This window comes from Streptomyces sp. NPDC013457 (assembly GCF_043089925.1).
Lineage (GTDB): Bacteria > Actinomycetota > Actinomycetes > Streptomycetales > Streptomycetaceae > Streptomyces.
The window spans coordinates 1,206,174-1,231,582 of record NZ_JBICBL010000001.1 but is presented as its reverse complement, the minus strand read 5'-3'; the positions used below and the strand labels follow the sequence as shown (position 1 = coordinate 1,231,582).

General features: G+C 72.9%; 25 protein-coding genes and 2 pseudogenes. 15 read left to right on the top strand and 12 right to left on the bottom strand.

Annotated elements, in window-relative coordinates; translation table 11 throughout:
* The 3 genes from ACF1G2_RS05605 to ACF1G2_RS05595 all read right to left on the bottom strand — a co-directional run.
* Positions 1-488, bottom strand: a 488-nt coding sequence (locus ACF1G2_RS05605; protein WP_391796995.1) for an ABC transporter substrate-binding protein, incomplete at its 3' end; no start/stop codon positions are given.
* 108 nt (positions 489-596) lie between these two features.
* Entirely contained in the window at positions 597-707 is a 111-nt protein-coding gene (locus tag ACF1G2_RS05600; RefSeq protein WP_391796994.1) for a putative leader peptide, read from the bottom strand.
* A 141-nt stretch (positions 708-848) separates the two neighbouring features.
* A complete protein-coding gene (locus ACF1G2_RS05595) occupies positions 849-1,307 on the bottom strand; it encodes an RrF2 family transcriptional regulator (RefSeq protein ID WP_391796993.1) in 459 nt (152 codons plus the stop codon).
* 590 nt (positions 1,308-1,897) lie between these two features.
* On the opposite strand from ACF1G2_RS05595, the gene ACF1G2_RS05590 reads away from it, so the two are divergent.
* The 12 genes and pseudogenes from ACF1G2_RS05590 (at position 1,898) to ACF1G2_RS05535 (ending at position 14,086) form a co-directional block, all read left to right on the top strand.
* Positions 1,898-3,028 (top strand): LLM class flavin-dependent oxidoreductase, encoded by a 1,131-nt coding sequence (locus ACF1G2_RS05590; RefSeq protein ID WP_391796992.1) that lies wholly within the window; start codon positions 1,898-1,900, stop codon positions 3,026-3,028.
* Positions 3,025-3,450 (top strand): annotated as a pseudogene (locus ACF1G2_RS05585) (GNAT family N-acetyltransferase); the annotation flags it as partial. The gene ACF1G2_RS05590 and the pseudogene ACF1G2_RS05585, both read left to right, overlap by 4 nt.
* Before the next feature lie 48 nt (positions 3,451-3,498).
* Positions 3,499-4,491 carry an amino acid ABC transporter permease gene (locus ACF1G2_RS05580; protein ID WP_391797051.1) on the top strand — a complete coding sequence of 331 codons (993 nt, stop codon included), beginning with the start codon at positions 3,499-3,501 and terminating at the stop codon, positions 4,489-4,491.
* Entirely contained in the window at positions 4,488-5,288 is an 801-nt protein-coding gene (locus ACF1G2_RS05575; protein ID WP_391796991.1) for an amino acid ABC transporter ATP-binding protein, read from the top strand. Before ACF1G2_RS05580 ends, ACF1G2_RS05575 begins: the two co-directional genes overlap by 4 nt.
* Before the next feature lie 86 nt (positions 5,289-5,374).
* On the top strand, positions 5,375-6,367 hold the full coding sequence (locus ACF1G2_RS05570; protein ID WP_391796990.1) for an ABC transporter substrate-binding protein: 993 nt from the start codon (positions 5,375-5,377) through the stop codon (positions 6,365-6,367).
* A 51-nt stretch (positions 6,368-6,418) separates the two neighbouring features.
* Positions 6,419-6,979 carry an NADPH-dependent FMN reductase gene (ssuE, locus tag ACF1G2_RS05565; protein ID WP_391796989.1) on the top strand — a complete coding sequence of 187 codons (561 nt, stop codon included), beginning with the start codon at positions 6,419-6,421 and terminating at the stop codon, positions 6,977-6,979.
* A gap of 182 nt (positions 6,980-7,161) precedes the next feature.
* Positions 7,162-8,334: an LLM class flavin-dependent oxidoreductase gene (locus ACF1G2_RS05560; protein ID WP_391796988.1), complete on the top strand. Its 1,173-nt coding sequence runs from the start codon at positions 7,162-7,164 to the stop codon at positions 8,332-8,334.
* A 340-nt stretch (positions 8,335-8,674) separates the two neighbouring features.
* On the top strand, positions 8,675-9,802 hold the full coding sequence (locus tag ACF1G2_RS05555) for an LLM class flavin-dependent oxidoreductase (RefSeq protein WP_391796987.1): 1,128 nt from the start codon (positions 8,675-8,677) through the stop codon (positions 9,800-9,802).
* The gene (locus tag ACF1G2_RS05550) at positions 9,747-10,433 is read left to right on the top strand and encodes a solute carrier family 23 protein (protein WP_391796986.1); all 687 of its coding nucleotides are present in this window, start codon (positions 9,747-9,749) and stop codon (positions 10,431-10,433) included. Before ACF1G2_RS05555 ends, ACF1G2_RS05550 begins: the two co-directional genes overlap by 56 nt.
* Positions 10,381-11,982 carry a uracil-xanthine permease family protein gene (locus tag ACF1G2_RS05545; protein ID WP_391796985.1) on the top strand — a complete coding sequence of 534 codons (1,602 nt, stop codon included), beginning with the start codon at positions 10,381-10,383 and terminating at the stop codon, positions 11,980-11,982. The genes ACF1G2_RS05550 and ACF1G2_RS05545 overlap by 53 nt, the downstream gene beginning before the upstream one ends.
* The gene (locus ACF1G2_RS05540) at positions 11,979-13,379 is read left to right on the top strand and encodes an amidohydrolase family protein (protein WP_391796984.1); all 1,401 of its coding nucleotides are present in this window, start codon (positions 11,979-11,981) and stop codon (positions 13,377-13,379) included. The genes ACF1G2_RS05545 and ACF1G2_RS05540 overlap by 4 nt, the downstream gene beginning before the upstream one ends.
* Complete coding sequence (locus ACF1G2_RS05535) at positions 13,376-14,086, top strand: sulfite exporter TauE/SafE family protein (protein WP_391796983.1); 711 nt, start codon at positions 13,376-13,378, stop codon at positions 14,084-14,086. The genes ACF1G2_RS05540 and ACF1G2_RS05535 overlap by 4 nt, the downstream gene beginning before the upstream one ends.
* A gap of 43 nt (positions 14,087-14,129) precedes the next feature.
* Here the strand turns inward: ACF1G2_RS05535 and ACF1G2_RS05530 are convergent, their stop codons facing one another.
* The 4 genes from ACF1G2_RS05530 to ACF1G2_RS05515 all read right to left on the bottom strand — a co-directional run bounded on the left by ACF1G2_RS05530 (position 14,130) and on the right by ACF1G2_RS05515 (position 18,039).
* A complete protein-coding gene (locus ACF1G2_RS05530; protein ID WP_391796982.1) occupies positions 14,130-15,194 on the bottom strand; it encodes a LacI family DNA-binding transcriptional regulator in 1,065 nt (354 codons plus the stop codon).
* A gap of 82 nt (positions 15,195-15,276) precedes the next feature.
* The gene (locus ACF1G2_RS05525; RefSeq protein ID WP_391796981.1) at positions 15,277-16,284 is read right to left on the bottom strand and encodes an alpha/beta hydrolase; all 1,008 of its coding nucleotides are present in this window, start codon (positions 16,282-16,284) and stop codon (positions 15,277-15,279) included.
* Positions 16,285-16,297: 13 nt separating this feature from the next.
* Positions 16,298-17,548, bottom strand: coding sequence for a cation:proton antiporter (locus ACF1G2_RS05520; protein WP_391796980.1), 1,251 nt, complete (start codon positions 17,546-17,548; stop codon positions 16,298-16,300).
* Between the two features lie 5 nt (positions 17,549-17,553).
* The gene (locus tag ACF1G2_RS05515) at positions 17,554-18,039 is read right to left on the bottom strand and encodes a cation:proton antiporter regulatory subunit (RefSeq protein ID WP_391796979.1); all 486 of its coding nucleotides are present in this window, start codon (positions 18,037-18,039) and stop codon (positions 17,554-17,556) included.
* Positions 18,040-18,272: 233 nt separating this feature from the next.
* Between ACF1G2_RS05515 and ACF1G2_RS05510 the strand changes: the two genes are divergently transcribed.
* The gene (locus ACF1G2_RS05510) at positions 18,273-18,689 is read left to right on the top strand and encodes a hypothetical protein (RefSeq protein WP_391796978.1); all 417 of its coding nucleotides are present in this window, start codon (positions 18,273-18,275) and stop codon (positions 18,687-18,689) included.
* Between the two features lie 647 nt (positions 18,690-19,336).
* Complete coding sequence (locus ACF1G2_RS05505; protein ID WP_391796977.1) at positions 19,337-20,824, top strand: SulP family inorganic anion transporter; 1,488 nt, start codon at positions 19,337-19,339, stop codon at positions 20,822-20,824.
* A 69-nt stretch (positions 20,825-20,893) separates the two neighbouring features.
* Here the strand turns inward: ACF1G2_RS05505 and ACF1G2_RS05500 are convergent.
* A pseudogene (locus ACF1G2_RS05500) lies at positions 20,894-21,244 on the bottom strand (agmatine deiminase family protein); the annotation flags it as partial.
* Here ACF1G2_RS05500 and ACF1G2_RS05495 point away from each other — a divergent pair.
* Positions 21,143-21,409 carry an agmatine deiminase family protein gene (locus tag ACF1G2_RS05495; protein WP_391797050.1) on the top strand — a complete coding sequence of 89 codons (267 nt, stop codon included), beginning with the start codon at positions 21,143-21,145 and terminating at the stop codon, positions 21,407-21,409. The pseudogene ACF1G2_RS05500 and the gene ACF1G2_RS05495 overlap by 102 nt on opposite strands.
* 12 nt (positions 21,410-21,421) lie before the next feature.
* Here the strand turns inward: ACF1G2_RS05495 and ACF1G2_RS05490 are convergent, their stop codons facing one another.
* The 4 genes from ACF1G2_RS05490 to ACF1G2_RS05475 form a co-directional block, all read right to left on the bottom strand.
* Complete coding sequence (locus tag ACF1G2_RS05490; protein ID WP_391796976.1) at positions 21,422-22,069, bottom strand: class F sortase; 648 nt, start codon at positions 22,067-22,069, stop codon at positions 21,422-21,424.
* Positions 22,070-22,133: 64 nt separating this feature from the next.
* On the bottom strand, positions 22,134-22,616 hold the full coding sequence (locus tag ACF1G2_RS05485) for a hypothetical protein (protein ID WP_391796975.1): 483 nt from the start codon (positions 22,614-22,616) through the stop codon (positions 22,134-22,136).
* A 123-nt stretch (positions 22,617-22,739) separates the two neighbouring features.
* Positions 22,740-24,710 (bottom strand): sensor histidine kinase, encoded by a 1,971-nt coding sequence (locus tag ACF1G2_RS05480; RefSeq protein WP_391796974.1) that lies wholly within the window; start codon positions 24,708-24,710, stop codon positions 22,740-22,742.
* Positions 24,697-25,407 carry a response regulator transcription factor gene (locus ACF1G2_RS05475; protein WP_391797049.1) on the bottom strand — a complete coding sequence of 237 codons (711 nt, stop codon included), beginning with the start codon at positions 25,405-25,407 and terminating at the stop codon, positions 24,697-24,699. Before ACF1G2_RS05475 ends, ACF1G2_RS05480 begins: the two co-directional genes overlap by 14 nt.
* Positions 25,408-25,409 lie beyond the last annotated feature (2 nt).

Sequence of the window (25,409 nt, the reverse complement as noted above, 5' to 3'; positions counted from 1 at the left end):
TTGCCGAGCTGCGGGGTGGCGATCCGCTTGCCCTTGACGTCGTCGAGGGTCTTGATCTTCTCCGGGTTCACGACGAGCTTCACACCGCCGGAGGCGGAGCCGGAGATGATGCGGAGGTTCTTCCCCTTCGACTTGGTGTAGCCGTTGATGGAGGGGGAGGGGCCGATGAAGCCGATGTCGATGGACCCGGCGTTGAGGGCCTCGATCTCGGAGGGGCCGGCGTTGAAGGTGGAGACCTTCAGCTGGGTTCCGCCCAGCTCCTTCTGGATGATGCCTTCCTCGTCGCCCACCAGGGCGGTGGCGTGGGTCAGGTTCGGGAAGTAGCCGAGCCGGACCGTGTCGGCCGAGAGCTTCTCGCCCTCGGCGGCCACCTTCTTCTCGTCGCTCTTGGCGTCGGAGCCGTAGCCGCACGAGGCGATCAGGAGGGGGAGCGCGGTGATGGCGGCGACGTTGCGCAGGGTGGTGGTGAGCGGTCTGGCGGCAGACACGGAGGTGTCCTCTCAGGGGCTGGGTGATCAGGAAGGTGCGGACGGACGGCCTGAGACGGAAGGTTCACGCCTCGGGCGGACGGCTGCCTGAGACGGGCGGTTCACGCCTCAGGCGGGCCGACAGAGGGCGCTGGACGTGCGGCCGAGATCGATGTGGCGACGGGAGGTCAGCAGGGGCGGGCGACGGACGTCGCGATCGAGCGTGTGCGGAGCCGTCATGTGCCACCCCTCCTGATCCCTAGTTCTCCTACCTGGTTGATAGGGATCGTGGCAGAAGGTCGCCGGTGGCCCAAGAGGGATTTCATATTCCGGACGGGGATGTCTCGAAATATGGGATCGGGTGGCGGGTGACCGGGTCGGTCAGGGGTTGACCCAGGCGTCCGGTGCGGTGGCCAACGCCGAGATCTCCGCAGGCAGTTCGGCCGACGCGACGTCGGCGAGCGACACTCCTTCGAGGATCTCGCGCACATTGGAGCGGAGGGCCACCCAGAGCGGGAGCAGCGACTCGGCGGAGCCCGTGTAGGAGAGATCCGGTGGCCGGACCCCGCGTACCGAGACGAGCGGGCCGTCCACGACCCGTATGACGTCCGCGATGCTGATGGACTCGGCGGGCTTGGCCAGCCGGTAGCCGCCGTTGCCGCCCCGCCGGCTGACGACGAGACCGCCCCGGCGCATGTCGTTCAGGATGCCTTCGAGGAACTTGTGCGGGATGTCCTGCGCCTCGGCGATCGCCTCCGTCTTCAGAGGCTCGTCCGACCGCGATACGGCGAGTTGCAGTGCGGCACGTACCGCGTAGTCCGCCCTGGCTGAGATCCGCATGGGAGCAGTATCCCGCACCGTCCCGCGGACGGGGGTGGGGCGGGGTGGCCGCGGACGGCCGCCCGCCGGCCCCGTTTGTGTCGGCCACGCTAAGGATCGACCAACTCGGCCCCACAGGCCGGGCGATGGTTGACGGGCGGCGAGATGTACTGCTCAATGGGTCGCATGGATGCCGATCAGCGCCTGTCCACCCGCCACCACATCGACTTCTGTCGCGTGTGGTCCGCGGCGTGTCGCGGCTGACGCGGCAGCGGGCCGCCCGAACGGCCCCTCCCTCCACCGGTGCCCCCGTCACGGGCCGTTCCCTCTCCTCGTAGCACCGCCGCACGCGCGCGCCGCGCCGACCGTCGCGCGTTCGTGTACGGAGAGTCCCGTATGACGTGACGCGCGCCGCCGCCGCACCACCCGGGCCGGGGCACGCACCCCGCCGCCCTCACCCCTGCTCACCCTCCCGCCCCCCTGAAGCGCCGTCGCAGCCGGCCGCGCCCCGGGCCGCTCCGGCGCGCCCGCACGCCGCCCCGCGCCGGCCCACGAGGTCCTGACGTCCCAGGGCCTCCGGACCCCCAGGACCTGAGGAAAGGCCAACTCCCATGCCAGTGGAATTCCTTGGCATCGCCGCCACCCACGACGGCTCCGAGACCACCGCGCGCTCCGGTGCCGCCTTCGACAAGGAGTACACGCTCCGGCTCGCCCGGGCACACGAGGAGCACGGCTGGGACCGGGTGCTGTTCGCCTACGGTTCCGGATCACCGGACCCCGCGCCGGCCGCCGCGTACATCGCGAGCCGCCTGGACCGGCTCCAGATCCTGCTGGCCCACCGCCCCAATGTCTCGTACCCGACCTTCGCCGCGAAGACCTTCGCCACCCTCGACCAGATCAGCGGGGGCCGGCTGACCGTCCACTTCATCACCGGCGGCAGCGACCACGAGCAGGGCCGCGAGGGAGACACCCTCACCAAGGACGAGCGCTACGCCCGCACCCGTGAGTACATCGGGATCGTCAAGAAGATCTGGACCACCCACGAGCCCTTCGACCACGAGGGCGAGCACTACCGCTTCCACGACTTCGTCAGCGACGTCTTCCCGTTCCGGCAGCCGCGCCCCGACGTGTCGTTCGGGGGCTCCTCGCCCGCCGCGTACGCCGCCGGCGGCGCCGAGGCTGACATCTACTGCCTCTGGGGCGAGCCCCTGGCGGAGACCGCCGCCCAGATCGAGGCGGTGAAGGCCGCCGCCAAGGCCGCCGGCCGGACCGACCTACCGCGCATCCAGGTGGCGTTCCGCCCGATCATCGCCCCGACCGAGGAACTGGCCTGGGAGAAGGCCCGGCGCACGGTCGGGGCCATCAGGGCGCGGCGCGCGGAAGGGCTCGTACGTCACCACCGCGGGGACGCCCCGCAGAACACCGGCTCGCAGCGGCTGATCGCCATCGCCGAGGCGGGCGAGCGCTACGACCGTGCCCTGTGGACCCCGACGGCCGCGGCGACCGGCGGCGCGGGCAACTCGAACGCCCTGGTCGGCACCCCGGAGACGGTCGCCCAGGCCCTGCTCGACTACTACGACCTCGGCGTCGACATCCTCTCCGCCCGCGGCTACGACCTGTTGGACGACGCGATCGACTTCGGCCGGTACGTAATCCCGATCGTGCGCGAGGAGGTCGCCAAGCGCGACGCGGAGCGCGCGGCCCGAGGTACCCGCCAGACCCTCGCGACGGTGAGCGGATGAGCTCCGTCACCCGACCACGCGCCTCCCGCGAGCCGCTGACGGTCGTGCGCGTCCCCGTGACCGACCCGCGCGTCGAGCCGCTGCTGCGCGAACTCGGCGACGAGTACGCCGCCCGCTACGGGACGGACGCCCACACCGAGCTCGCCGCCTACCCCGACGAGGAGTTCACCGAGCCGTACGGCGGGACGCTGCTCCTCCTCCTGGAGGGCGGTGAGCCCGTCGCGGGCGGCGCCTTCCGGCGGTACGACCCCGACACCGCGGAGCTCAAGAGGATCTGGACGCACTCCGCCCACCGGCGGCGCGGACTGGGCCGCCGGGTGGTCGCGGAGCTGGAGCGGGAGGCGGGCGCCCGCGGATACCGGCGGATCTTCCTGACCACCGGTCCGCGCCAGCCCGAGGCCCGCGGGCTCTACCTGGCCGCCGGCTACACACCGCTCTTCGACACCGGAGCCGATCCGGCGACCCTCCGCCTGCTGCCGTTCGAGAAGCACCTACCGGACGACGGCCGCGACACGGACAGCCTCAGGGTCGTCCCCGTCCGCCACTACGCCCGCTGGGCCGCGGCCGTCGCCGTCGTCGTGCTGGTCGCCCAGTTCGGCCACGGCCTCGCGACCAACCCGGTCTGGGAATGGGACGTCTTCCGTGCCTACTTCCTGTCCGAGACGATCGTCCAGGCCGTGTGGGTCACCCTCCAGCTCACCGCCTACGCCACCGCCCTCGGCTTCCTCCTGGGCACCGCCCTCGCCTTCATGCGGCTCTCGCGCAGCCCGGTGCTCCGGACCGTGGCCTGGACCTACATCTGGATCTTCCGGTCCATCCCGATGATCGTCCAGCTGGTGTTCTGGTTCAATCTCAGCGCCCTCTACGAGAGGCTGGGCGTCGGGATCCCCTTCGGCCCGGTGCTCTGGTCCGTCGACAGCAACAGCCTGATCGGCACCATGGGCGCCGCGATCATCGGACTGACGCTGCATCAGGCCGCCTACGCCGCCGAGATCGTGAGGGGCGGGGTCATCGCCGTCGACCACGGGCAGCTGGAGGCCGCCGCCGCGCTGGGCATCCCCCGGCCGCGGCAGATCCGGCGCATCGTGCTCCCGCAGGCCATGCGCGCCATCCTCCCCACGGCCGGCAACGAGATCATCGGCATGCTGAAGGGCACCTCGGTGGTCTACGTGATGGCGATCGGCGAGCTGTTCTACCAGGTGCAGGTGATCTACGGCCGCAACGGCCGCGTGATCCCGCTGCTGCTGGTCGCCACCGCCTGGTACGTGCTCCTCACCTCGCTGCTGTCGGTCGCCCAGTACTACGTGGAGCGCCGCTTCGCCCGGGGGAGCAACCGCACCCCGCCGCCCACACCCTTCCAGCGCGTACGTCGCCTCGTCCGCGATGTGCGCGATCTGAGTGCCCGCCCGGCCCGGCCCGACCGTCCCGTCGTCCCCCTGGAGCCCCTGCGAGGCGGCCGATGAGTGACGTGCGCGAACTGGGTGACGGGAACCGCGTCGGTCAGGTGATGGTGGACGTCCGCGGCGTCCACAAGAGCTTCGGTTCGCAGGAGGTGCTGCGCGGTGTCGACCTCCAGGTGCGCGCCGGTGAGGTCACGGTCGTCCTCGGCCCGTCCGGCTCGGGGAAGTCCACGCTGCTGCGGACCGTCAATCAGCTGGAGAAGGCCGACCGGGGGTGGATCGCCGTCGACGGCGAGCTCATCGGCTACCGCCGCTCGGGCGGGAAGCTGTACGAGCTGAGGGAGCGGGACGTACTGAAGCAGCGCACCCACATCGGGTTCGTCTTCCAGAACTTCAACCTCTTCCCGCATCTGACCGTGTTGGGCAACCTCGTCGAGGCGCCGGTCTCCGCGCTGCGCCGGCCCCGCGAGGAGGCCGAGGAGACCGCACGGCGACTGCTCGCCCGGGTCGGTCTCGCGGACAGGGCCGACGCCTTTCCGCGGCAGCTCTCCGGCGGCCAGCAGCAGCGCGTGGCCATCGCCCGCGCGCTCGCCCTCGAACCGAAGGTGCTGCTCTTCGACGAGCCCACCTCGGCGCTCGACCCCGAGCTCGTCGGCGAAGTCCTGGACGTCATCAAGGACTTGGCCCGCTCCGGCACCACCATGATCGTCGTGACCCACGAGATCGGCTTCGCCCGCGAGGTCGCCGACACCGTGGTCTTCATGGACGACGGCGCCGTGGTGGAGCAGGGCCCGCCCGGGGCCGTACTCGACGCCCCTCGGCACGAACGCACCCGAGCCTTCCTTTCCAAGGTCCTCTGACCCTCCTTCCCCGGCCCCGTTCCTCCTCCGCCCCCTCCCTCCTCCGACCCCTTCCTTCCTCGCCTCTCGGCACTCAAGGAGCACCCATGCCCACCCCGCTCACGCGCCGCACCACCACGACGGCCGCCGCGGCCCTCGGACTGACCCTCACCCTCGCCCTCGCGGGCTGCGGAAACCCCACCGACGGCGGGACGACCGAGGTCGCGGCCGCGTCGGGCGCCACGACGAAGATCAACCTGAGCCCGGACCAGAACCGCGTCACGACCCCCAAGGTCGACTCCATAGCGGCGAAGGTCCCGGAGAAGATCCGCAAGAGAGGCACCCTGGAGATCGTCGACTCCTCCGGCTCCGCCGCGCCGCTGACCTTCTACGCCACCGACAACAAGACCGTCATCGGCGTCGAGACCGACCTCGCCTCTCTCGTCGCCGACGTCCTCGGCCTCGAACTCCACATCAACACCGTCTCCTGGGAGAACATCTTCGTCGGCCTCGACAGCGCCAAGTACGACGTCGGCTTCAGCAACATCACCGTCACCGAGGAGCGGAAGGAGAAGTACGACTTCGCCACCTACCGCGAGGACAACCTGGGCTTCGAGGCGAAGAAGGGCAGCGGCCTGAAGGTCGCCGGGCCCGAGGACGTGGCGGGCAGGAAGGTCGCCGTGAGCAGCGGCACCAACCAGGAGAAGCTGCTCGTGGAGTGGAGCAGGGAGAACGAGAGGGCCGGCCGGAAGCCGGTCGACATCGCGTACTACCAGAACGACAGCGACACCTACCTCGCCCTCCAGTCCGGCCGGATCGACCTCTACCTCGGGCCGAACCCCACCGCCGCCTACCACGCGGCCACCACAGGGAAGACCGAGGTCGTCGGCACCTACTCCGGGGCGGGGGCCACCCTCCAGGGCCTCATCGCCGCCACCACCAAGAAGGACAGCGGCCTCGTCGAGCCGCTCGCCGCCGCGCTCGACGAGGTCATCGAGAACGGCACGTACGCCGAGGTGCTGAAGCGCTGGGGCCTCTCCGACGAGGCCGTGCCCACCTCCGAGATCAACCCGCCCGGCCTCCCCAAGACCGCCGGCTGACGCCCGCCCGACCGCCGACCGACGCCTGCTCACGCTCCCGAAGGATCCGCCATGGCCACCGTCCTCTCCGTCTCCGGAAGTCCCTCCGCCACCTCCCGAACCGCCCGACTCCTGCGCCACCTGGACGCGCGCCTCGCCGCCCAGGGGCACGAGGTCGTCCCGCTGGACGTCCGTACCCTTCCCGCCGACGCGCTGCTCGGTGCCGACTTCGCGCACCCGGCGATCGTCGAGGCGGCCGCGCTCTTCGACCGGGCCGACGGGGTCGTCATCGGCACGCCCGTCTACAAGGCGGCCTACTCGGGGCTGCTGAAGTCCCTGCTCGACCTGCTTCCCCAGTACGCGCTCGCGGGCAAGGTCGTCCTCCCGCTGGCGACCGGCGGAACCACGGCGCACGTCCTGGCGATCGACTACGCGCTCCGCCCTGTCCTCAGCTCCATGGGCGCCGCGCACATCGTCCAGGGCTGGTTCACGCTCGACAAGGACCTCACGGTCGGCGGTGACGGCGTCCTGACCGTCGCTCCGGGCGCGGCCGAGGGCCTCGGCCAGGTCGTCGACCGCTTCTCCGACGCCCTCGCCCACCGCCGTACGGCCCTTCTGGCGGCCACCGGCTGAGCGGCCGCCGGCCCGCCCGGCCGCCTGGGCAGAGCGGCGGCTGCCCGCAGTCGGGCGGCAGCCCCGCGCCGAGCCCCCGATCCGCGCCTCGCCGTGCGGCCCGCCTTTCGCCGTGCGGCCCGTCCGCGCCGTGCGGCCCGCGCCCCCCGCTTCGTACCGTCGACCAGGAAGGCACCGCCTCCGTGTCCGCACCCTCCGACCCCACACCCGCGTCCTCCCCGGCTCCGCCGCCGCACCTCCACCTCGCCGTCGCGCTCGACGGCGCCGGCCGGCATCCGGCGTGGCGCGAGCCCGGCCGCTGGGCCGACCTCGTGGCCGAGGCCGAGCGCGGGCTGCTCGACTTCGTCACGATCGACCCGCGGGGCCGCCTGGACGCGGTGCTCGTCGCCGCCCGGGTCGCACGGCAGACCCGGCACATCGGCCTGGTGCCGACGGTGGTCGCCACCCACACCGAGCCGTTCCACGTGGCCAGGGCGATCGCCACCCTCGACCACGTGAGCGGAGGTCGCGCGGGCCTGCGCGTCCAGGTGTCGGCGCGGCGGATCGAGGCGGCGCAGGTCGGCCGCCGTACGTTCTCCGGGCTGCGGGCCGTGGACCGCGACACCCCGGGGGGCCGGGTGCTGACGGGCGAGCTCTTCGACGAGGCCGCCCACCACGTGGAGGTCGTGCGCCGGACGTGGGACAGCGGGGCGGACGACGTGGAGGTACGGGACGTCCGCACCGGGAGCCCCGGCGGTCGCCGCCGACCCCACCATCTCGGCCTCGTGGGCAGGCGCTTCGGCGTGGTGGACGCGTCGGTCACGCCCCGGCCGCCGCAAGGACAGCCCGTCGTGAGCACGTCGGCCCACGGCGGTGTGGCGTACCGGCTCGTGGGCCGCGCCGCCGACATCGGGTACGTCACCCCGCGCGACACCGACCACGTGCGCGGCGCCGTCGCCGGGATACGTACGGCCCAGGCGGCGGCCGGGCGCGCGGCGGAGCCGCTGCACGTCTTCGGCGACCTTGTCGTGTTCCTGGACGGCGACCCCGAGGAGGCCGAGGACCGCAGGGCCCGCCTCGAAGGCGGCGCGGGTGAGGCGTACACCGGCGACGCCACGGTCTTCACGGGCACCCCCGGCCGACTGGCGGATCTGCTCCTGGAGTGGCGCGCGGCCGGCCTGACCGGCTTCCGGCTGCGCCCCGGGGAGGTCACCCACGACCTGGAGCGGGTCACCCGGGACCTGGTGCCGGAGCTCCAGCGCCGCGACGCCTTCCGGCGCGCCTACGAGGCGGACACGCTGCGCGGGCTGCTCGGGCTCGGCAGCCCCGCCGGCCGCCGTACCACCGCCCGACTCGCGGGAGCGGCACGAAGGTGAACGGCACAGCGCGGAGCCGATCGCCACCACAACGCCCTTCCAGGCAGAACCACTTGGCCCCAGGTCCCACGACCACGGGCCCACGACCACGGACCCGCGACCACGGGCCCGCGACCACGGGGCCCACTGCCACGGGCCCGCGACCCCAGGTTCCACGACCCCCAATTTCCACGACCCCAGGTTCCACGACCCCAGGCCACTCGACCTCGGGCCCTACGCCCCAGGCCTCACGACCCACGCCCCCAGGTCCCCAGGCCTCACGCCCCCAGGCCTCACGCCCCCACGCCCCCGAACCCTTCGACGCAGCCACCTCCGACCGACCGCTGAGGAGCACCCGACCATGTCCCGCATCCCGCTCGGGGTCCTCGACCTCGTCCCGATCTCGTCCGGCTCGACCGCGGCCGAGGCGCTCCGCAACACCGTCGACCTCGCGCAGCAGGCCGAGCGGTTCGGCTACAGCCGGTACTGGTTCGCCGAGCATCACCTCAACCCCGGCGTGGCCGGGGCCTCGCCGGCGGTCGTCCTGGCCCTGACCGCCTCGGCGACCTCCACGATCAGGATCGGATCGGGGGCCGTACAGCTCGGTCACCGCACCGCCCTGTCCACCGTCGAGGAGTTCGGGCTGATCGACGCCCTGCACCCCGGACGCCTGGACCTGGGCCTCGGCCGCTCGGGCGGCAGGCCCCCGGGACCGGCGCAGGAGCCCCGGCCGACCACCACGCCGGTCGTCGACGGGCGGACCCCCAACGGGCTCAGGATTCCTCCGCGGTTCTCCTTCGAGAACCTGGTCGGGTCGCCGCGCTTCCTCCTCCAGCACCAGCTGCTGCACCAGCCCGGTGCCCGCCCCCAGGAGTACGGCGAGCAGGTGGAGGACATCCTCGCGCTCCTGCGCGGCGACTACCGCTCGGCGGACGGACTCGAAGCGCACGCCGTCCCCGGTGAGGGCGCCGACGTGCAGGTGTGGATCCTCGGCAGCAGCGGCGGCCCGAGCGCCGACGTCGCGGGCCGCAACGGCCTGCGCTTCGCGACCAATTACCACGTCAGCCCGGCGACCGTACTGGAGGCCGCCGAAGGCTACCGCGCCGCTTTCCAGCCCTCCGACGGCCTGGAGAAGCCGTACGTCAGCGTCTCCGCGGACGTCGTGGTCGCCGAGGACGACGAGACCGCCCGCGAGCTGGCCACCGGCTACGGCCTGTGGGTCCGCAGCATCCGTACGGGAGAGGGCGCCATCCCCTTCCCGACCCCGGACGAAGCCCTCGACCACGCCTGGACGGAGGGGGACCTGGCGCTGGTCGCCGACCGTGTCGACACCCAGTTCACCGGCTCCCCGGGGCGGGTCGCCGACCAGCTCGAACAACTTCAGGAGGCGACAGGCGCGGACGAGCTGATCATCACCACCATCACCCACTCCCATGCCGACCGGGTCCGCTCCTACCGCCTGCTCGCGGAGGAGTGGCACCGCCGCTGAACGGGGCCGGATGCTGGTGGCGAGTCTTCAGCACGTCGCCTCCATGTACGCCGGAGCGGTGTCGGTGCCGCGCGTCGTCGCCGTGGCGACGAAGATGTCGCCTGCGGACACCGCCGTCCTGATGGGCGGCAGCCTGCTGATGGCGGGCATCGCCACCCTGCTCCGGACCCTTGGCATCGGCCGCTTCGTCGGCTCGCGCCCTCCCTCTCCGACGACTTCTACGGCGGCTTCCCCGAGTGGGCGCAGATCGTGCTCGGCTCCGGCGTCTCCACCGGCCGCATCGTCGCGGCACGCTGAACCTCGTCTTCAACCACCGTCGGATCAGGGCGGGTTCGGCCGCTCCGGCGGAGGCCGCACCGTCGGCGGCGCCGACGCACTGACGCGGTCGCCGTACCGAGGAGCGCCGCTCGCCCGGGGTCGGGGCGGGCGGTGCTCTCTCGTCGTACCCCTTGACGCTCCTCCGCAGCCCTTCGATACTGGCGGCCAAATCGATTTGGCCAAATCGATTTGGCTCTCCGTCCAGGGCCGGATCGCGGCTGAAATCCGAGCGTGCAACGACGCCCGAACGGAGCCCGAACGTGTCCCGTCCCCGCACGACCCCACCGCAACCCCAGACCCACCAGTTCCATGACCAGGAAAAGGACCAGGCCGGGGCTGATCCCCAGCCCCGAGCCCAGTCACCCGCCCAGGCCGAGCCCCGGCCCCATCCCGTCGACGAGTCCCGCCCCCTCGGCCGGATTCTGCTCTTCGGGATCCAGCACGTCCTCGTCATGGCCGCCACCCCCATCTCGGCGATCTTCCTGATGAGCGCGACCCTCCGCCTCGACCCCGGCCTGACCGTCAATCTGCTCTCCGCGGCCTTCGTGCTCTCCGGAGTGGGATCGCTGATCCAGTCGCTCGGCCCCTGGAAGTTCGGCCCCCGGCTGCCGTTCGTGATGCTTCCGGGCGGCGCGCCGCTCATCCTCTTCCTCGCCATCGCCGAACAGCACGGGCTGCGCACGGCCACCGGCGCCGTGATCCTCACCGCCGCCTTCTACTTCGTCGTGCTGCCGGTCTTCTCGCGGCTGCTGGCGTTCTTCCCGGCCCTCGTCATCGGCACGATGATCGTCATCGTCGGCGTCAACCTGGTGAAGGTCGGAGCGGTCCTCGTCACCGGCCGGCCGGGCCAGCCCGGCTTCGCCGACCCGCTCAACCTCGGCCTCGGCATGGCCACCATCGGCTTCACCGTCGCCTTCTACCTGCTCTTCAGCGGCATCTTGCGCCAACTCGCCGTCATGCTCGGCCTCCTCGCCGGCACCGCTCTCGCCGCGGCTCTCGGCGCCGTCGACCTCGGCCGCGCCGCCGACGGCGGTCTGTTCACCCTGCCGGAGCTGATGCCCTTCGGCTCACCCCAGTTCAACCTCGTCGCCGCCCTGCCCCTGATGCTCTACAGCCTCGCCTCCATGGCGGAGGCCACGGGGCAGACGGTCATCAACGCCGAGGCCGTCGGCAAGGAGATCGACAAGCGCACCGACGTCCCCAAAACCGTCCGCGGCGACGCGCTCACCTCGCTCTTCGGCGGCTTCTTCGGGCTCCCGCTCATGGTCACCAGCGGCGAGAACATCGGGATCGTCCGTGTCACGGGGGTCCGCAGCCGTTACGTGACCGCCGCGGCCGGCGCCGTCCTCGTCGTCATCGGCTTCCTGGCGCCCGTGACCCGCGCGATCAGCGTCATCCCGTCCGCAGTCGTCGGCGGCACGGCGATGGTCGTGTTCGCCGTGATCACCGTGCTGGGCGTCCAGATGCTCGGCCGTTCCGACCTCGACAGGCACACGAGCACCTTCGTCTGCGCCGTCGCCCTGGCGCTCGGGCTGCTGCCGATCCTCGTCCCCGGTGTGTACGGCGGCTTCCCGCCCAACGTCCGCATCCTCCTCGAAAGCGGCGTCGCCGTCGGCGCGTTCGTGGCCGCCGTCCTCAACATCCTCTTCCACCACGTCCGGCCGAGCGTCACGGCCCGCATGACCCCCGCCACCCCGACCGCTCAAGCCCCGGAGAGCGGCACGGTCCCGGAGACCGGCACAGTCCCCGCGCCGACGTCGGCCCCGTCGACCACCACCGGCCCGACCACCACCGGCCCGACCGACACCCTCCCGACCACCGCCCACCCGAGCGACACCTTCCGTACGGAAAGCGACCGATGAACCCGCTCACGCGCGACCTCCTCCACGGCTCCGGCCACGGCCCCGGCCCGCTCCTCCTCGTACCGGACGCCGTCCTGCTGCCCGAAGGCCCGGCCGAGGGCCACGCGGCCGTCGTCGCCGACGGTGTCTTCCGGGCCGTGGGGCCCGTGGAGGAACTGGTACGCACGCACCCGCACCTCGACCCCGTGCGCCTCTCCGGCCACGTCCTCATGCCCGGCTTCGTCGACGCCCACCACCACCTCACCCAGAGCTTCGGCTCCGCGCTCGCCTTCGGCGAACCGTCGGAGATCTTCCGCCGGGTGTGGGTACCGCTCGAAGGCGCCCTCGACGAGGAATCGGCCTACGTGGCAGCGAAGTTGGCCGCGTACGAGGCCCTGCGCGGCGGGTTCACCACCGTCGCCGACGCCGGAACCCGCGCCGACGTCGACGTCGACGTGATCGCGTCCGCCGCCCGCGACGCCGGCATCCGCTGTGTGCTCGGGCTCGTCTGCAACGACGCCGACACCGAGAACCCGTCCGTCCTGGACGGTGCCGAGAAGCATCTCGCGCGCTACGACGGCGATCCGCTCGTCCACCCCTCCCTCGCCGTCTCCATCCCCGAGGCCGCCACCGAGAAGACCCTCCGCGGCACCGCGCGCCTCGCCGCCGAGTCCGGGGCCGTCGTCCAGATCCACGTCAACGAGCACCTCGCGGGCGTCGAGCGCTCTCTCGTACGACACGGACTGCGCCCCCTGGAGCACCTCCACCACATCGGTGCTCTGGGACCCCAGCTGCTCGCCGCGCACGCCACCCTCCTCACCCCGCGCGAGCTCACCCTGCTCGCCGACACCGGTACGGCGGTCAGCTACAACCCCGTCGCCAGCGCCTGGAAGGGCAACGCCGTCGCTCCCGCCACCGCCATGGCCGAACGCGGCGTCCGCTTCGGACTCGGCACGGACGGCACGCGGGGCGACGGCTTCCGCCTCGCCGAAGCGGCCGAGTTCGCCCAGCGGCTCGCGTACGGCCTGGTCACCGGCGACTCGTCCTGCGGCGCCGGCTGGACCTGGCTGGAGCACGCCACGCGCCGGGGCGCCGACGCCGTCGGGCTCGGCGCGCGGACCGGCGCGATCGCCGAGGGCCTCGCCGCCGACTTCCTCCTCGTCGACGTCACCAACCCCGAGCTCGCGCTCTCCTGGGACCTGCCCTGGGAGCTGGTACGGCGCGGCAACCGAGACCAGATCAGCGCCGTGTTCGTCGAGGGCCGCCTGCGCCTGTGGTGCGGCCGGCCCGTCGACTGGGACGGCCCCGCCCTCGTGAGCCGGGCGGCCGAACTGGCCCGCGCCGCCGTGGGAAAGGCCGCCATCACCCGCGTACACCCCACCTCCACGACGGCACGGGAACGGAGCACCGCGCGGTGAGCGCGGAGACCCTGGCGGTGCTCGCCGTCACCGTCGCCGTAGCCGCGTTCGTCCAGGGCGGCAGCGGGCTCGGCTTCGCCCTGATCGTCGCTCCGGTGGCGGGCATCCTCGACCCCGGGCTCCTCCCGGTGTTCGTCCTGGCGTCGATGATCCCGCTCAACGCGTACGTCGTCTGGCGCGAGCGGGCCTCGCTCGACCTGCGCGGCGCGCGCTGGATCACGGGCGCGCGGCTCGCCGCCACCCCCGGCGGACTGGCGCTGCTCTGGCTGATCCCGGACCGGAGCCTCGGCCTCTTCGTGGGCGTCGCCACCGTGCTCGCCGCCGTGGCCAGCCTGGCCACGCCCGCGTTCACCCCCGGCAGGGCCGCCTACGTGGGCGCGGGTGCGGTGACCGGTCTGACGGAGACCGCGACGGGGGTCGGCGGTCCGCCGCTGGCGCTGGTCTACCAGCACCGGCCGCCGGCCGAGCTGCGCTCCACCGTTGCCGCCTGCTTCCTCGTGGGTGAAGTCGCCTCGCTGACCCTGCTGTTCGCGACGGGGGAGGGGGACCCCGCCGACCTCGCGCGGGCGACGGCGATGCTGCCCGCGATCGCGGCAGGGGCGTGGCTGAGCAAGCTGGTGCACCACCGCCTGGACGCACGGCGGATGCGACTCTTCGTGCTGGTCTTCGCCCTGGTCTCGGGGGTGGTCCTCATGCTCGGTATCTGAGCCGTCGCCCGCACCGCCCTTCGAGTCGTCGCCCGCTCCGCCCTCACGTGTTCCGCAGCGACGAGGCCCGGGCGATCACCCGCGGCTCAGGCACCGTCGCCGCCCCCGCCGTCCCAGCTGTCCCAGTCGTCCCCGCCGCTCCGGTCGAGTCGCCGCGCAGCCGGGCGAGGAGCAGCTCGACGGCCTCCGCCGCCGCCCGGTCCAGGTGCAGATCGACGGCGGTCAGGGGCGGTTCGCAGGTGCGGGCGCGCAGACCGTCGTACCGGGTGACGACCATGACGTCGTCCGGGATGGCGCGCCCGCTGTCCCGGACCGCCCGCACCGCGCCCACCGCGAAGGCGTCCACCAGCGCGCAGACCGCGTCGATCCCGGGATGCTCGGCGAGCAGGGCCGCGCACCGGTCGTACCCGGCCTGTTCGCCGCCCGACTCGGGCGCCGTCGCCACGATCGGCGCCCAGCCCTCCTCCTCGGCGACCCGTGTGAAGGCGGCGCGGGCGTCGACCGCCGAGTGCCGCGAGCCGGCGCCGACGATCAGGGCGGGCTGCCGCGCACCCTGCTCGCGCAGATGGGCCAGGAGCAGTTCGGCGACGAGCCCGCCGCGCAGATCGACGTACGGCACGTCCTGGTCGGGGGAGACCGGCCTGCCGAGCGCCACGTACGGCAGTCCGCGCTCCTTCAGGGTCGCCACCGCCACGTCGTCCACGTCGGGCTCCACGACGATCGCCCCGTCGATGTCGACGGAGTAGAGGGCGGAACCGGACTGCACGGGAGGGACGAGCACGAGCGCGTAGTCGTGGACGAGGGCGCTCTCGGCGGCGGCCGCCGCGACCTCCATGTAGAAGCCGAGCCGGGACGGGCCTCCGGCCACCGCGAACGGCATGGACGAGGCGAGCGCGATGGCCTTGGCCTCGCCCCGTCTCAGCCTCTGCGCCCGCAGGTTCGGCCGGTAACCGAGCTCCGCGGCGACCTGCTTGATGCGCTCCCGGGTCCGCGGGTCGACCTTGCCGATCCCGTTGAGGGCGTGCGAGACCGTCGTACGCGACACCCCGGCGACCCGCGCGACGTCGGCGATCGTCGGCGGCCTCGGACCGGCACCGGAAGGGGGCATGTGCGGATGCGCTCCTCGCGTGATGAGGACGGGTGACCCCACCATCTTCGCCGAACGGCGATCATCGGGGGAGTGGCGGGGGCTACCGGCCTCCCTGCGCGAGGATGCGCCGGAGCCAGCGGAGGCGGGCCTCGCCCGCGTCCCGGCTGAGCGCCGCGTCCGGCGCCCAGCTGTCGAATCCGTGGAAGGCGCCCGGCCACACGTGCAGTTCGGCCCGGCCCCCGGCGCGCCAGATCGCGTCGGCGTAGGCCACGGCCTCGTCCCTGAAGGTCTCGGTCGAGCCGACGTCGATGTAGGCGGGCGGCAGCCCGGACAGATCCGTGGCGCGGGCGGGCGCCGCGTACGGCGGAACGTCGGCGGTGCCGTACAGCTCGCCGAGCAGCGCCTGCCACCCGGTGGCGTTCGAGGTCCGGTCCCAGGTGTCGACGCCGGCCATCTGGCGGCTGGAGAACGTGCCGCCACGGTCGTCGAGCATCGGCGACTGCAGCAGCTGCCCGATCGGCCGGGGCCCGCCCCGGTCGCGGTTGAGCAGGGCGAGCGCGGCGGCGAGCCCGCCTCCGGCGCTCTTGCCCCCGACGAGGAGACGGTCCGGGTCGACGCCCAGCTCGGCCGCGTGCTCGGCCACCCACACGAAGCCGGCGTAGCAGTCCTCCACCGGTCCGGGGTACGGCGTCCGCGGTGCCAGCCGGTACTCCACGGAGATGACGGCCAGCTCCAGCGTGACCGCCCACGAGTCCAGCACCCCCGGGAACACGGACGGGGCGTTGCCCATGACCATTCCGCCGCCGTGCATGTAGTACAGCAGGGGCAGCGGTCTCGTGACCCCGGCGGGCCGTGCGCTCACGAGCGTGACCTCCGGTCCGCCCGGCGGCCCCGGGACGCGCAGCTCCTCCACCTCGAAGCGGCCGTCGGCCCGGAGTTCCGAGGCCGTCGGCCTGGGCCGCGTCGCGACGTCCCGTTCCTGCGCGGCGGCGAGGTCCTCCGGAGTGAGAGGGGCGTACGCACCTTCCCCCAAAGCCGCCAGCACCGCACTCAGTTCGGGGTCGAACGGGGGAGCTCCCGCCTCGGGGCGCTCTGGTGTGAGGTCCATACGGCGCAGTCAATCACCTGGTGCCGTCGTCCACCGGCTCCAGCGTCTCCCGCGGCGGGGCGTCGCCGGAGTCGGCGAGGACCGGCCTCGACGCCGGACGCCCGCGGAGCCGGCCGGTGAGGTACGTGGCGACGGGCTCGGTGTAGCGGGCGGTGAGCGGACCGAGGACGACCAGGACGAGGACGTACGCGGTCGCGAGGGGGCCGAGGCCCGGCTCGATGCCCGCGGTCACCGCGAGACCGGCGATGACGATGGAGAACTCGCCCCGCGCGACCAGGGTCCCGCCGGCCCGCCAGCGGCCCTTCACCGAGATCCCGGCCCGCCGTGCGGCCCAGTAGCCGGTGGCGATCTTCGTCGCCGCCGTGACCAGGGCCAGGGCGAGCGCGGGCAGGATCACCGGCGGGATGCTCGCCGGGTCGGTGTGCAGACCGAAGAAGACGAAGAACACCGCCGCGAACAGGTCCCGCAGCGGGCTGAGCAGGTTGTGCGCTCCCTCCGCCACCTCCTCGGAGAGGGCGATGCCGACGAGGAAGGCGCCGACGGCGGCGGAGACCTGGAGCTGCTGGGCGATCCCGGCGACCAGCAGGGTCAGTCCGAGGACGACGAGGAGGAGCTTCTCGGGGTCGTCGCTGGAGACGAACCGCGAGATGACCCGTCCGAAACGGACGGCGAGGAAGAGGACCGTACCGGCGACACCGAGGGCGATGGCGAGGGTGAGGCTTCCGGCGGCGAAACTCACCCCGGCGAGCAGGGCGGTGAGGATCGGCAGGTAGACGGCCATGGCCAGGTCCTCCAGGACCAGGATGCTCAGCACGGCCGGGGTCTCCCGGTTGCCGAGGCGGCCCAGATCGCCCATGACCTTGGCGATGACCCCGGAGGACGAGATCCAGGTGACGCCCGCGAGCACGACGGCGGCGACCGGGCCCCACCCGAGGAGGAGGGCCGTCCCCGCGCCCGGCAGGGCGTTGAGCGCGAAGTCCACCAGGCCCGCCGGGTACTGCGTCTTGAGGTTGGTGACCAGATCGCTGGCGGTGTACTCGAGTCCCAGCATCAGGAGCAGGAGGATCACACCGATCTCGGCGCCGATCGCGACGAACTCCTCGCTGGTGCCGAGCGGCAGCAGGCCGCCTTCGCCGAAGGCGAGGCCGGCCAGGAGGTAGAGGGGTATCGGGGAGAACCGGAAGCGTCCGGCGAACCGGCCCAGGAGACCGAGCGCGAGAATGATCGCGCCGAACTCGATCAGGAAGACGGCGGAGGAGTGCACGGCGTTCACTCCTGGCCGAGGATCGCGGCGGCCGCCTCGACACCCTCGCGGGTGCCGATCACGATGAGCGTGTCCCCGCCCGCGAGACGGAAGTCCGGCGCGGGGGAGGGGATCGCACCGGCCCGGCGCAGGACGGCGACGACGGACGCCCCGGTCTCGGTGCGCATCCGGGTCTCGCCCAGGACGCGCCCGTTCCACTGGGAGTGCGCCGACAGTTCTATTCGCTCGGCGACCAGCCCCAGATCCGTGGTGGAGAGCAGATTGGGACTGTGGTGGGACGGCATCAGCGCGTCGATCAGCGCCTCCGCCTCCCCGGCGGTCAGCCTGGCCGAGAGCGCGCACTCGTCCGGGTCGTCCCTGCGGTAGGCGTTCAGCGTCCGGCTGCCGTCGCGGTGGGCGATGACCGAAAGTCGACGGTGTTCGCGGGTGGTGAGGTCGTAGCGGACCCCGATTCCGGGGAGCGGGGTGTTGCTCATTCGGGGAACGGGCATGGAAGATCTCCCTTTCTGTTCGCATTCGCCGGAAATGGGAGCGAACACGATCCGCCTCCGGAAGTCACCTTATCGACACGGGGGTTCCGCCCGATCCGGTCGCGAAGAGAGCGCCGTGGGCGCCCAGTTGCGCGAGCGGGGCCCCGGACGAACCGGCATGCCGCGTACCTCCCGACGGGGTGCATCATTCCTCAGGGCCCCGACGGAGGGGCGGTGCGTGAAGGAGGCGCTGCATGATCGAATGGATGCGGATCCGCTCCCGTACGCGCCCTGTCCCGGACCCGGCCGCGACCTCCTCGATCTGGGCCGTGTCGGCGGTCCTGGCCTTCGGCCTGGTCATCGCCTTCAACTTCCTCGACGGACACGGGGACCCGATTCTCGACCTCGTGGCGCTCTCCGTCGCCGTGGCCGCCGTCAGCACGGGAGCGCGGCTCGCCGCCGCCCCGGGCACCGCCCTGCTCTGCTGGCTCATCCTGAACGTCTTCGCCACCGCTCCCGTCGGGCAGCTCACCTGGGAGGCCGCCTACGACCTCGGGCGCATGGCCTGCCTCCTCATCGCGGCGAGCACCGGGACCGTCATCGCCCGGCTCGTCCACGCCCGCGCGGCGCATCGCCGGCTGACCCCGTGGACGGGCCCGCCCGGCCCGTGACGGCCGGTTCCGGTGTCCGGTCCCGTCCGGCCCCCTGACGGCCGGCCCCGGTGTCCGGTCCCGTCCGGCCCCCTGACGGCCGGCCCCGGTGTCCGATCCTGTCCGGCCGGTTCCGGTGTCCGGTCCCGGCCAAGTCGCCCCGGCCGGTCCGCTGGCTTCCGGGCCCGGCTCCACCGTCCGGGACCCCCGGGCCCGTCGACACCCCGGGCCCGGCTTCACGGTCCCGTCCTGGGCGTCCCCGCCGTCCGTCGACAGCCCGTGCCCGGCTTCACCGCCCCGTCCCTGCGAGCCCCCCGCCCCTGGTCGTCCGGGGCAGCCGTGGGCCGCCCGGTAGAATCGCCGGTCGTGACGGCGCACCGAACCGTCCCCGCCGAGTCCGACTTCCCGCTGGAGAGAGCGTGCGCGAGCCACTGACGCCGACCGCCGCCCTCTGCCCGCCGTGACGCTCCGCCCCGGGATCTGAGCCGTCCGGCCTCTCCGCCACGCCGGCTCCGTACCCCCTCACCGACTTCCGGTCCGCCACGCGCGGCCCGACCGCGGGGGTGCCCCGGCATTTCCGCGTCCCCCCGCACGTCACGCACGTTCCGCCCCCGTCGCGCGGGCGTGCCCGAGCACGACAGGTGTCTGTTCCCTTGTCCTCATCCGCTGTGTCCCCGGCCAGGTGGTCGCGCGCCCTGCGTCCGGCATGGCTGACCGACCCGAAGGTCTGGCGTACGGAGGTGCTGGCCGGTCTTGTCGTCGGCCTCGCGCTCATCCCCGAGGCGATCGCCTTCTCGATCATCGCCGGCGTCGACCCGGCCATCGGCCTCTTCGCCTCCTTCACGATGGCCGTGACCATCGCGATCTTCGGCGGCCGCAGGGCGATGATCTCCGCGGCGACCGGAGCCGTCGCGCTCGTCATCGCCCCGCTCAACCGCGAGCACGGCCTCGGCTACCTGATCGCCGCCGTCATCCTCGCCGGGGTGTTCCAGGTGGTCCTCGGCCTGCTCGGTGTGGCGAAGCTGATGCGGTTCATCCCGCGTTCGGTGATGGTCGGCTTCGTCAACTCGCTCTCCATCCTGGTCTTCATGGCCCAGGTGCCCGAGCTGCGTGACGTGCCCTGGGCCGTCTACCCGCTCGTCGCCGCCGGTCTGCTCATGATGGTGTTCTTCCCGAAGATCACGAAGGTGGTCCCGGCCCCGCTCGTCTCCATCGCCGTCCTGACGGCCGTCACGATCGCCGCCGGGATCGCCGTGCCGACCGTCGGCGACAAGGGAGCCCTGCCGTCCTCGCTGCCGGTCCCGGGCCTGCCCGACGTGCCGTTCACGACGGACACCCTCGTCCTCGTCGCTCCGTACGCCTTCGCCATGGCACTCGTCGGCCTGATGGAGTCGCTGATGACGGCCAAGCTCGTCGACGACATCACCGACACCCACTCCAGCAAGAAGCGCGAGTCGATCGGCCAGGGCATCGCCAACATCGTCACCGGCTTCTTCGGCGGCATGGGCGGCTGCGCCATGATCGGCCAGACGATGGTCAACGTGAAGGTCTCGGGCGCCCGTACCCGGCTCTCCACGTTCCTCGCCGGTGTGTTCCTGATGGTGCTGTGCATCGTCTTCGGCCCGGTCGTCTCCGACATCCCCATGGCGGCGCTGGTGGCCGTCATGATCATGGTCTGCTTCGCGACCTTCGACTGGCACTCCGTCGCGCCGAAGACCCTCCGGCGGATGCCGCTCGGGGAGATCGCCGTCATGGTGATCACCGGGGTGTGCGTCGTCGTCACCCACAACCTCGCCGTCGGAGTGGTCGCCGGCTCGGTCACCGCGATGGTGATCTTCGCCAGGCGGGTGGCCCACCACGCCGACGTCACCGCCGTGAAGGACCCCGACGGCACGACGGTGGTCTACCGGGTGGCGGGAGAGCTGTTCTTCGCCTCCGCCAACGAACTCGTCGGGCGCTTCGACTACGCCGGCGACCCGGACAGGATCGTCGTCGACCTCTCCGCGGCCCACGTCTGGGACGCCTCGTCCGTCGCCGTCCTCGACACGGTCGAGGCGAAGTACGCACAGCGGGGCAAGACCGTGGAGATCACGGGCCTGAACGCCCCGAGCGCGGACCTCCACAACCGACTGACCGGCGAACTCGCCGGCCACTGACACGCGGACCGGGTCCGGGGCGTTCAGGCGTCGGGAAGCGTGGAAGGCGGCGCTCCCCCGGCGCCCCGGTCAGGCGGCGGGCTTTCCGGGCTGGTCGCGGGTGGTGCAGTGGATGCCGCCACCACCGGAGGCGATGGTGTCGATCCGCACCATGACGACGTCCCGGTCGGGGAACTGCTCCTGGAGAATGGCCTTGGCGCGCGCGTCGGCCTTCCGGTCGCCGAACCTGGGCATGAAGACCGAGTCGTGGGCGATGGAGAAGTCGGCGTAGGTGGAGACGAAGTCGTCGCCCTCGCCGGTGATCCTGTCGAGGTCGGGCTGCGGCAGGTCGACGATCTCGAAGCGCCGGCCCCGGGCGTCGGTCGCCTTGCCGAGCACGGAGCGGGCCTGGTCGGCCGAGCGGGACCGGGAGTCCGGGGGGAGTTCATCAGCGCCCACTTCGGCGACACCCGCGCGGACCAGGCGGCCCGGGCGACGCTGGCACGCCTCTACCCGGACCGTGTGATCGAGCAGCTGAACATCGACCGGCTCGGGGCGGGAGGCGGCAGCATCCACTGCGTCACCCAGCAGCAGCCGGTCGCGTAGCCCCGTGTCAGGTCAGGGTGCGACGGCGTAGACGATCAGGTTGTCCACGGGGTGGCCGGCCGCGTCGAACGCGCCGTCGCACGTGATCAGCCGCAGCGCGCGCTCGCGGGTGGTGCCGTAGACCTTCCTCGTCGGAAAGGCGTCCTTGTCGACGGTCTCGGTCCCGCTGACGGTGAAGCGGACGGTGCCGCCCCGGCTGTCGCGTACGTCGACGGTCGCGCCCTCGCGTATCCGCTTGAGGTCGTGGAAGACGGCCCGGCCGAAGCGGGTGTCGTTGTGGCCGATGATCACCGCGGCACCTGTCTCTCCCGGACGGGCGTTCCCGGTGTACCAGCCGGCCGTCATCCCCTTGTCAGGCGGGGGTACTTGGACCGTGCCGTCCTGGTTGAGGCCGAGCCCCATCAGCTCGCTGTCGATGCCGAGGGACGGGACGGACACGCGGACCGGGACGGCCTTGGTCGCGGTCGTCCGGGGCGGGTCCGTCGGCTCCCTGGGCCCGGCCTCGCGGTCGGGGGCGTGTGAGGCGGTCGCCGCCGGGGAAGCACTTCGGGCGTCGTCGGTCGCGCAGGCTCCCACGGTCGAGGTCAGGACGGCGCAGAGCAGCAGCGGCCGGACGAACGTCCGCCGGGCCGGTGCTCGTCGGCCGGTGGTGCGGGTCATGGGGGCTCCCGTGGCGCCGAGCCGTGGTGCCGCCGTCGCCGACGGCACCACGACGTGTCGGTCGTCAGTCGTTGCGGTGGGCGGCGCCCCGGCGGCGCAGTACGAGAGTGGCACCGGCGCCCGCGAGGAGCACCGCACCGACGGCCGCACCGGCGACGGCGGTGGCCGGGTTCCCGGCCTCCTGGCCGGCGGGGCGCTCACCGGCGGCGACACCGCCGCGCGGCGCCGCCACCTCACCGGGGGCGCGGTCCGCGACGGGGCGCGGCCGGCCGTCCGCGCGCTCACCTGCGGCGACACCGCCGCGCGGCGCCGCCACCTCGCCCGAGGTGCGGTCCGGGACGGGGCGCGGAGTGGCGGAGCCGGAGTCGCGGGGGGTCTCCGAGGCGCTCGCCGACGGGACGGCGCCCGGCTCCGACGGCGCCGCGGACGGCCTGTCGTCGGCGAACGCCGACGTCGAGGGCAGGAGCACCCCGCCGATCACGACGGTGGTGAAGGCTGCGGCGCGCAGACTGCGACGGCGCCGGGACGGGCTGCGGTGGGACGGCATGGCTGTGGCTCCCCTTCGGTACGGAAACGGCCGGCGCCCTCGCCTCGATCCGCTCGGGCGCCCGGTGACCGCCATGCTCACCGCAACATGTCAGAAAGCTGTCAGACGCCTGTGGCTTTGCCGTCAGACCTTCGCGGCGCGGCCCGCGTCCTCCCGCACACCCGGCGGAAGACGCAGCGTGAACGTCGAGCCGACGCCCTCCGTCGAGGCGGCGGTCGCCGAACCGCCGTGGGCCTCGGTGAGTTTGCGGACGATCGCCAGGCCCAGACCGCTGCCGCCGGTACGCCGGCTGCGTGACCTCTCCGCACGCCAGAACCGGTCGAACACGTACGGCAGATCGCCGGCTGCGATCCCCCTCCCCGTGTCGGTGACCTCCACGACGACCTCCGCCACCGCCCCGTCGCGCCCCCCACGCCCGGACTCGCCGCCCGCGCCGACCGCCCCGCCCGATCCGTACGCGCGCAGATCGACGCGACCGCCGCGCGGGGTGTGGCGGACCGCGTTCGAGACCAGGTTGCCGATGACCTGCCGCAGCCGTACGGGGTCCGCGGTCAGCGCGGGCGTCGGCTCGGGCACCTCGACGGCCAGGCTGACACCCGCGCGCTCGGCCTCCGCCTGGTGGGCGGCGGCGACCTGGCCGAGGAGCTCCGCCACGTCGACCGGCTCCCGGTGCAGCCGTAGCGCACCGGCGTCCGCCTGCGCGAGATCCTGCAGGTCGTCGATGATGTGCTGAAGCTGGACGGCCTCCTCCAGGAGCGAGGCGATCAGGGCCGGATCGGTGTCGGCCACCCCGTCCTGCGCGGCTTCCAGCCAGCCCCGGATGTTGCTCAGCGGCGTACGCAGCTCATGGGCGACGTCGCTGACCATCGCCTTGCGCTGGGCTTCGAGCCGGGCCCGATGTTCCGTCAGTTCGTTGAAGGCGGCGGCGAGTCGCCCGATCTCGTGGTCGGCGGGGACCGCGATGGGGGTGGCCTCGCCGCCCTCCTTCAACCGCTGGGCCGCGCCGGTCAGCGCACGCAGCGGGCGGGCCAGCCGGCGGCCCATGACGACCGAGACGCCGATGGTGAGCGCGAGGACGAGCGCCGCGGCGCCCGCGATACGGGCCGTGCTCGCGGCGGAGAGGTCGAAGCCGGGAACGCTGCCCTTGTCGGGATCGCCGATGAAGAGCAGCGCGGGCCGGGCGACGTACGAACTCAGCTGCTCCCGCCGTGCCGTGTTCACGCACGAGCCGATCGCCTCGTCGGCCGACCGGTCGATCGCGCTCGGCGCGGGAACCGGCATCGGCACCTCCGAAGGGGCGGCCGGCCGGCGTGGTCGGTCCTGCCAGGTCAGATCCGCGTTCAGGGCGACGGCCGGACGGTCCTGGCGGCTCAGGCAGGCGTTGGCGAGCTTGGTCAGGGCTTCGAGGGCCTTGGCCTCGGTCGCCGTGGGGGTGTCGAAACCGGTGGTGGAGCACTCGTCCGGCGCCAGGAGGCCGCTGGAGGCGGCGGAGCGGGTGATACGGGGGCGCCCTGACGGGCCGTCCGTCACGACTGCGTTCTCACCGAGCCGGTGCAGACAGGCCACCAGGCGGTCCGCTCTGGCGCGCAGCTCACGGCGTTCCGAAGACGGCAGCCGGAAGGGGCCGACGGCCCGCGCGTCGATCCGGTCGGTCGACGACGTGGCATCGCCCTGCCCCGCCTTCACGGCGCCGGAGAGCGCGCTGTCCACGGAGAGCGGATCGACGACGGCCGACGGCCGGGCGGGCAGCTGCGGTCCCGCGCCCCCGGCCGAGTCGGCGAGGGGCCCGCGGTCGTGGGTGGTGACGGCGATGCGGCGCCCGAACCGCGCCGCCAGTTCCTCCACCTCCCGGTCCACTCCGTCCCAACGGGGGTGGGTCGCCGCGTACCCGAGCAGCGCGTCGTAGATACGGGCGTCGTCGGCCAGGGCCTGGCCCTGCTCCTGCTTCAGCGCCCCCGAGGTGGTCTGGGAGGCCAGCCACGCCGTCGCCGCGACCGAGCACGCCGCGACCAGGGCGAAGACCCCGAGGAAGCGCCCGAGCAGACTCTTGCGCAGGGGCAGCCGTGCGCGCGCCCCGCGGTCACGACGACGCACGCGGTGCGCCCTTCGCGGGGTCGGTCAGCTTGTAGCCGACACCGAAGACGGTGAGCAGACGGGCCGGCGTGCGAGGCTCGGTCTCCAGCTTCCTGCGCAGGTTCATGATGTGCATGTCCACGGTGCGGTCGCTGACGTACCGGTCGAAGCCGTGCAGCTCCTCCAGGAGCCGCGGCCGTGTGAAGACCCGGTCGGGCTCGGCGGCCATGGCGGCGATGATCCGGAACTCACCGGGCGTGCACTCCACGGGCGAACCGCCGACGGTCACCTCGTGCCGGTCGGGGTCGACCCGCAGCGCGCCCACGGACAGCACCCGCCCGTCGTCGGCGACGGGCACCCCGGCCCGGCCGGTGCGGCGCAGCAGGGTCCGTACCCGCGCCATCAGCTCGCGCGGGCTGTACGGCTTGGTCATGTAGTCGTCCGCGCCGAGGTCGAGCCCGAGCAGCAGGTCGTCCTCGGTGGAGCGGGCCGTGAGCATCAGCACGGGCAGCTCCCTGGCCTCGCCGCGCAGCACCCGTACGACGTCGAGGCCGTCGGTGCGCGGCATCATCACGTCGAGGACCAGCAGGTCGGGCTCCCGCTCCCGGACCCGGTCCAACGCCGCCCGCCCGTCGGCCACGACGGTGACCGAGTGCCCTTCGCGTTCGAGATAGCGCCTGACCAGCTCGGCCTGCTTCTCGTCGTCCTCTGCAACCATCA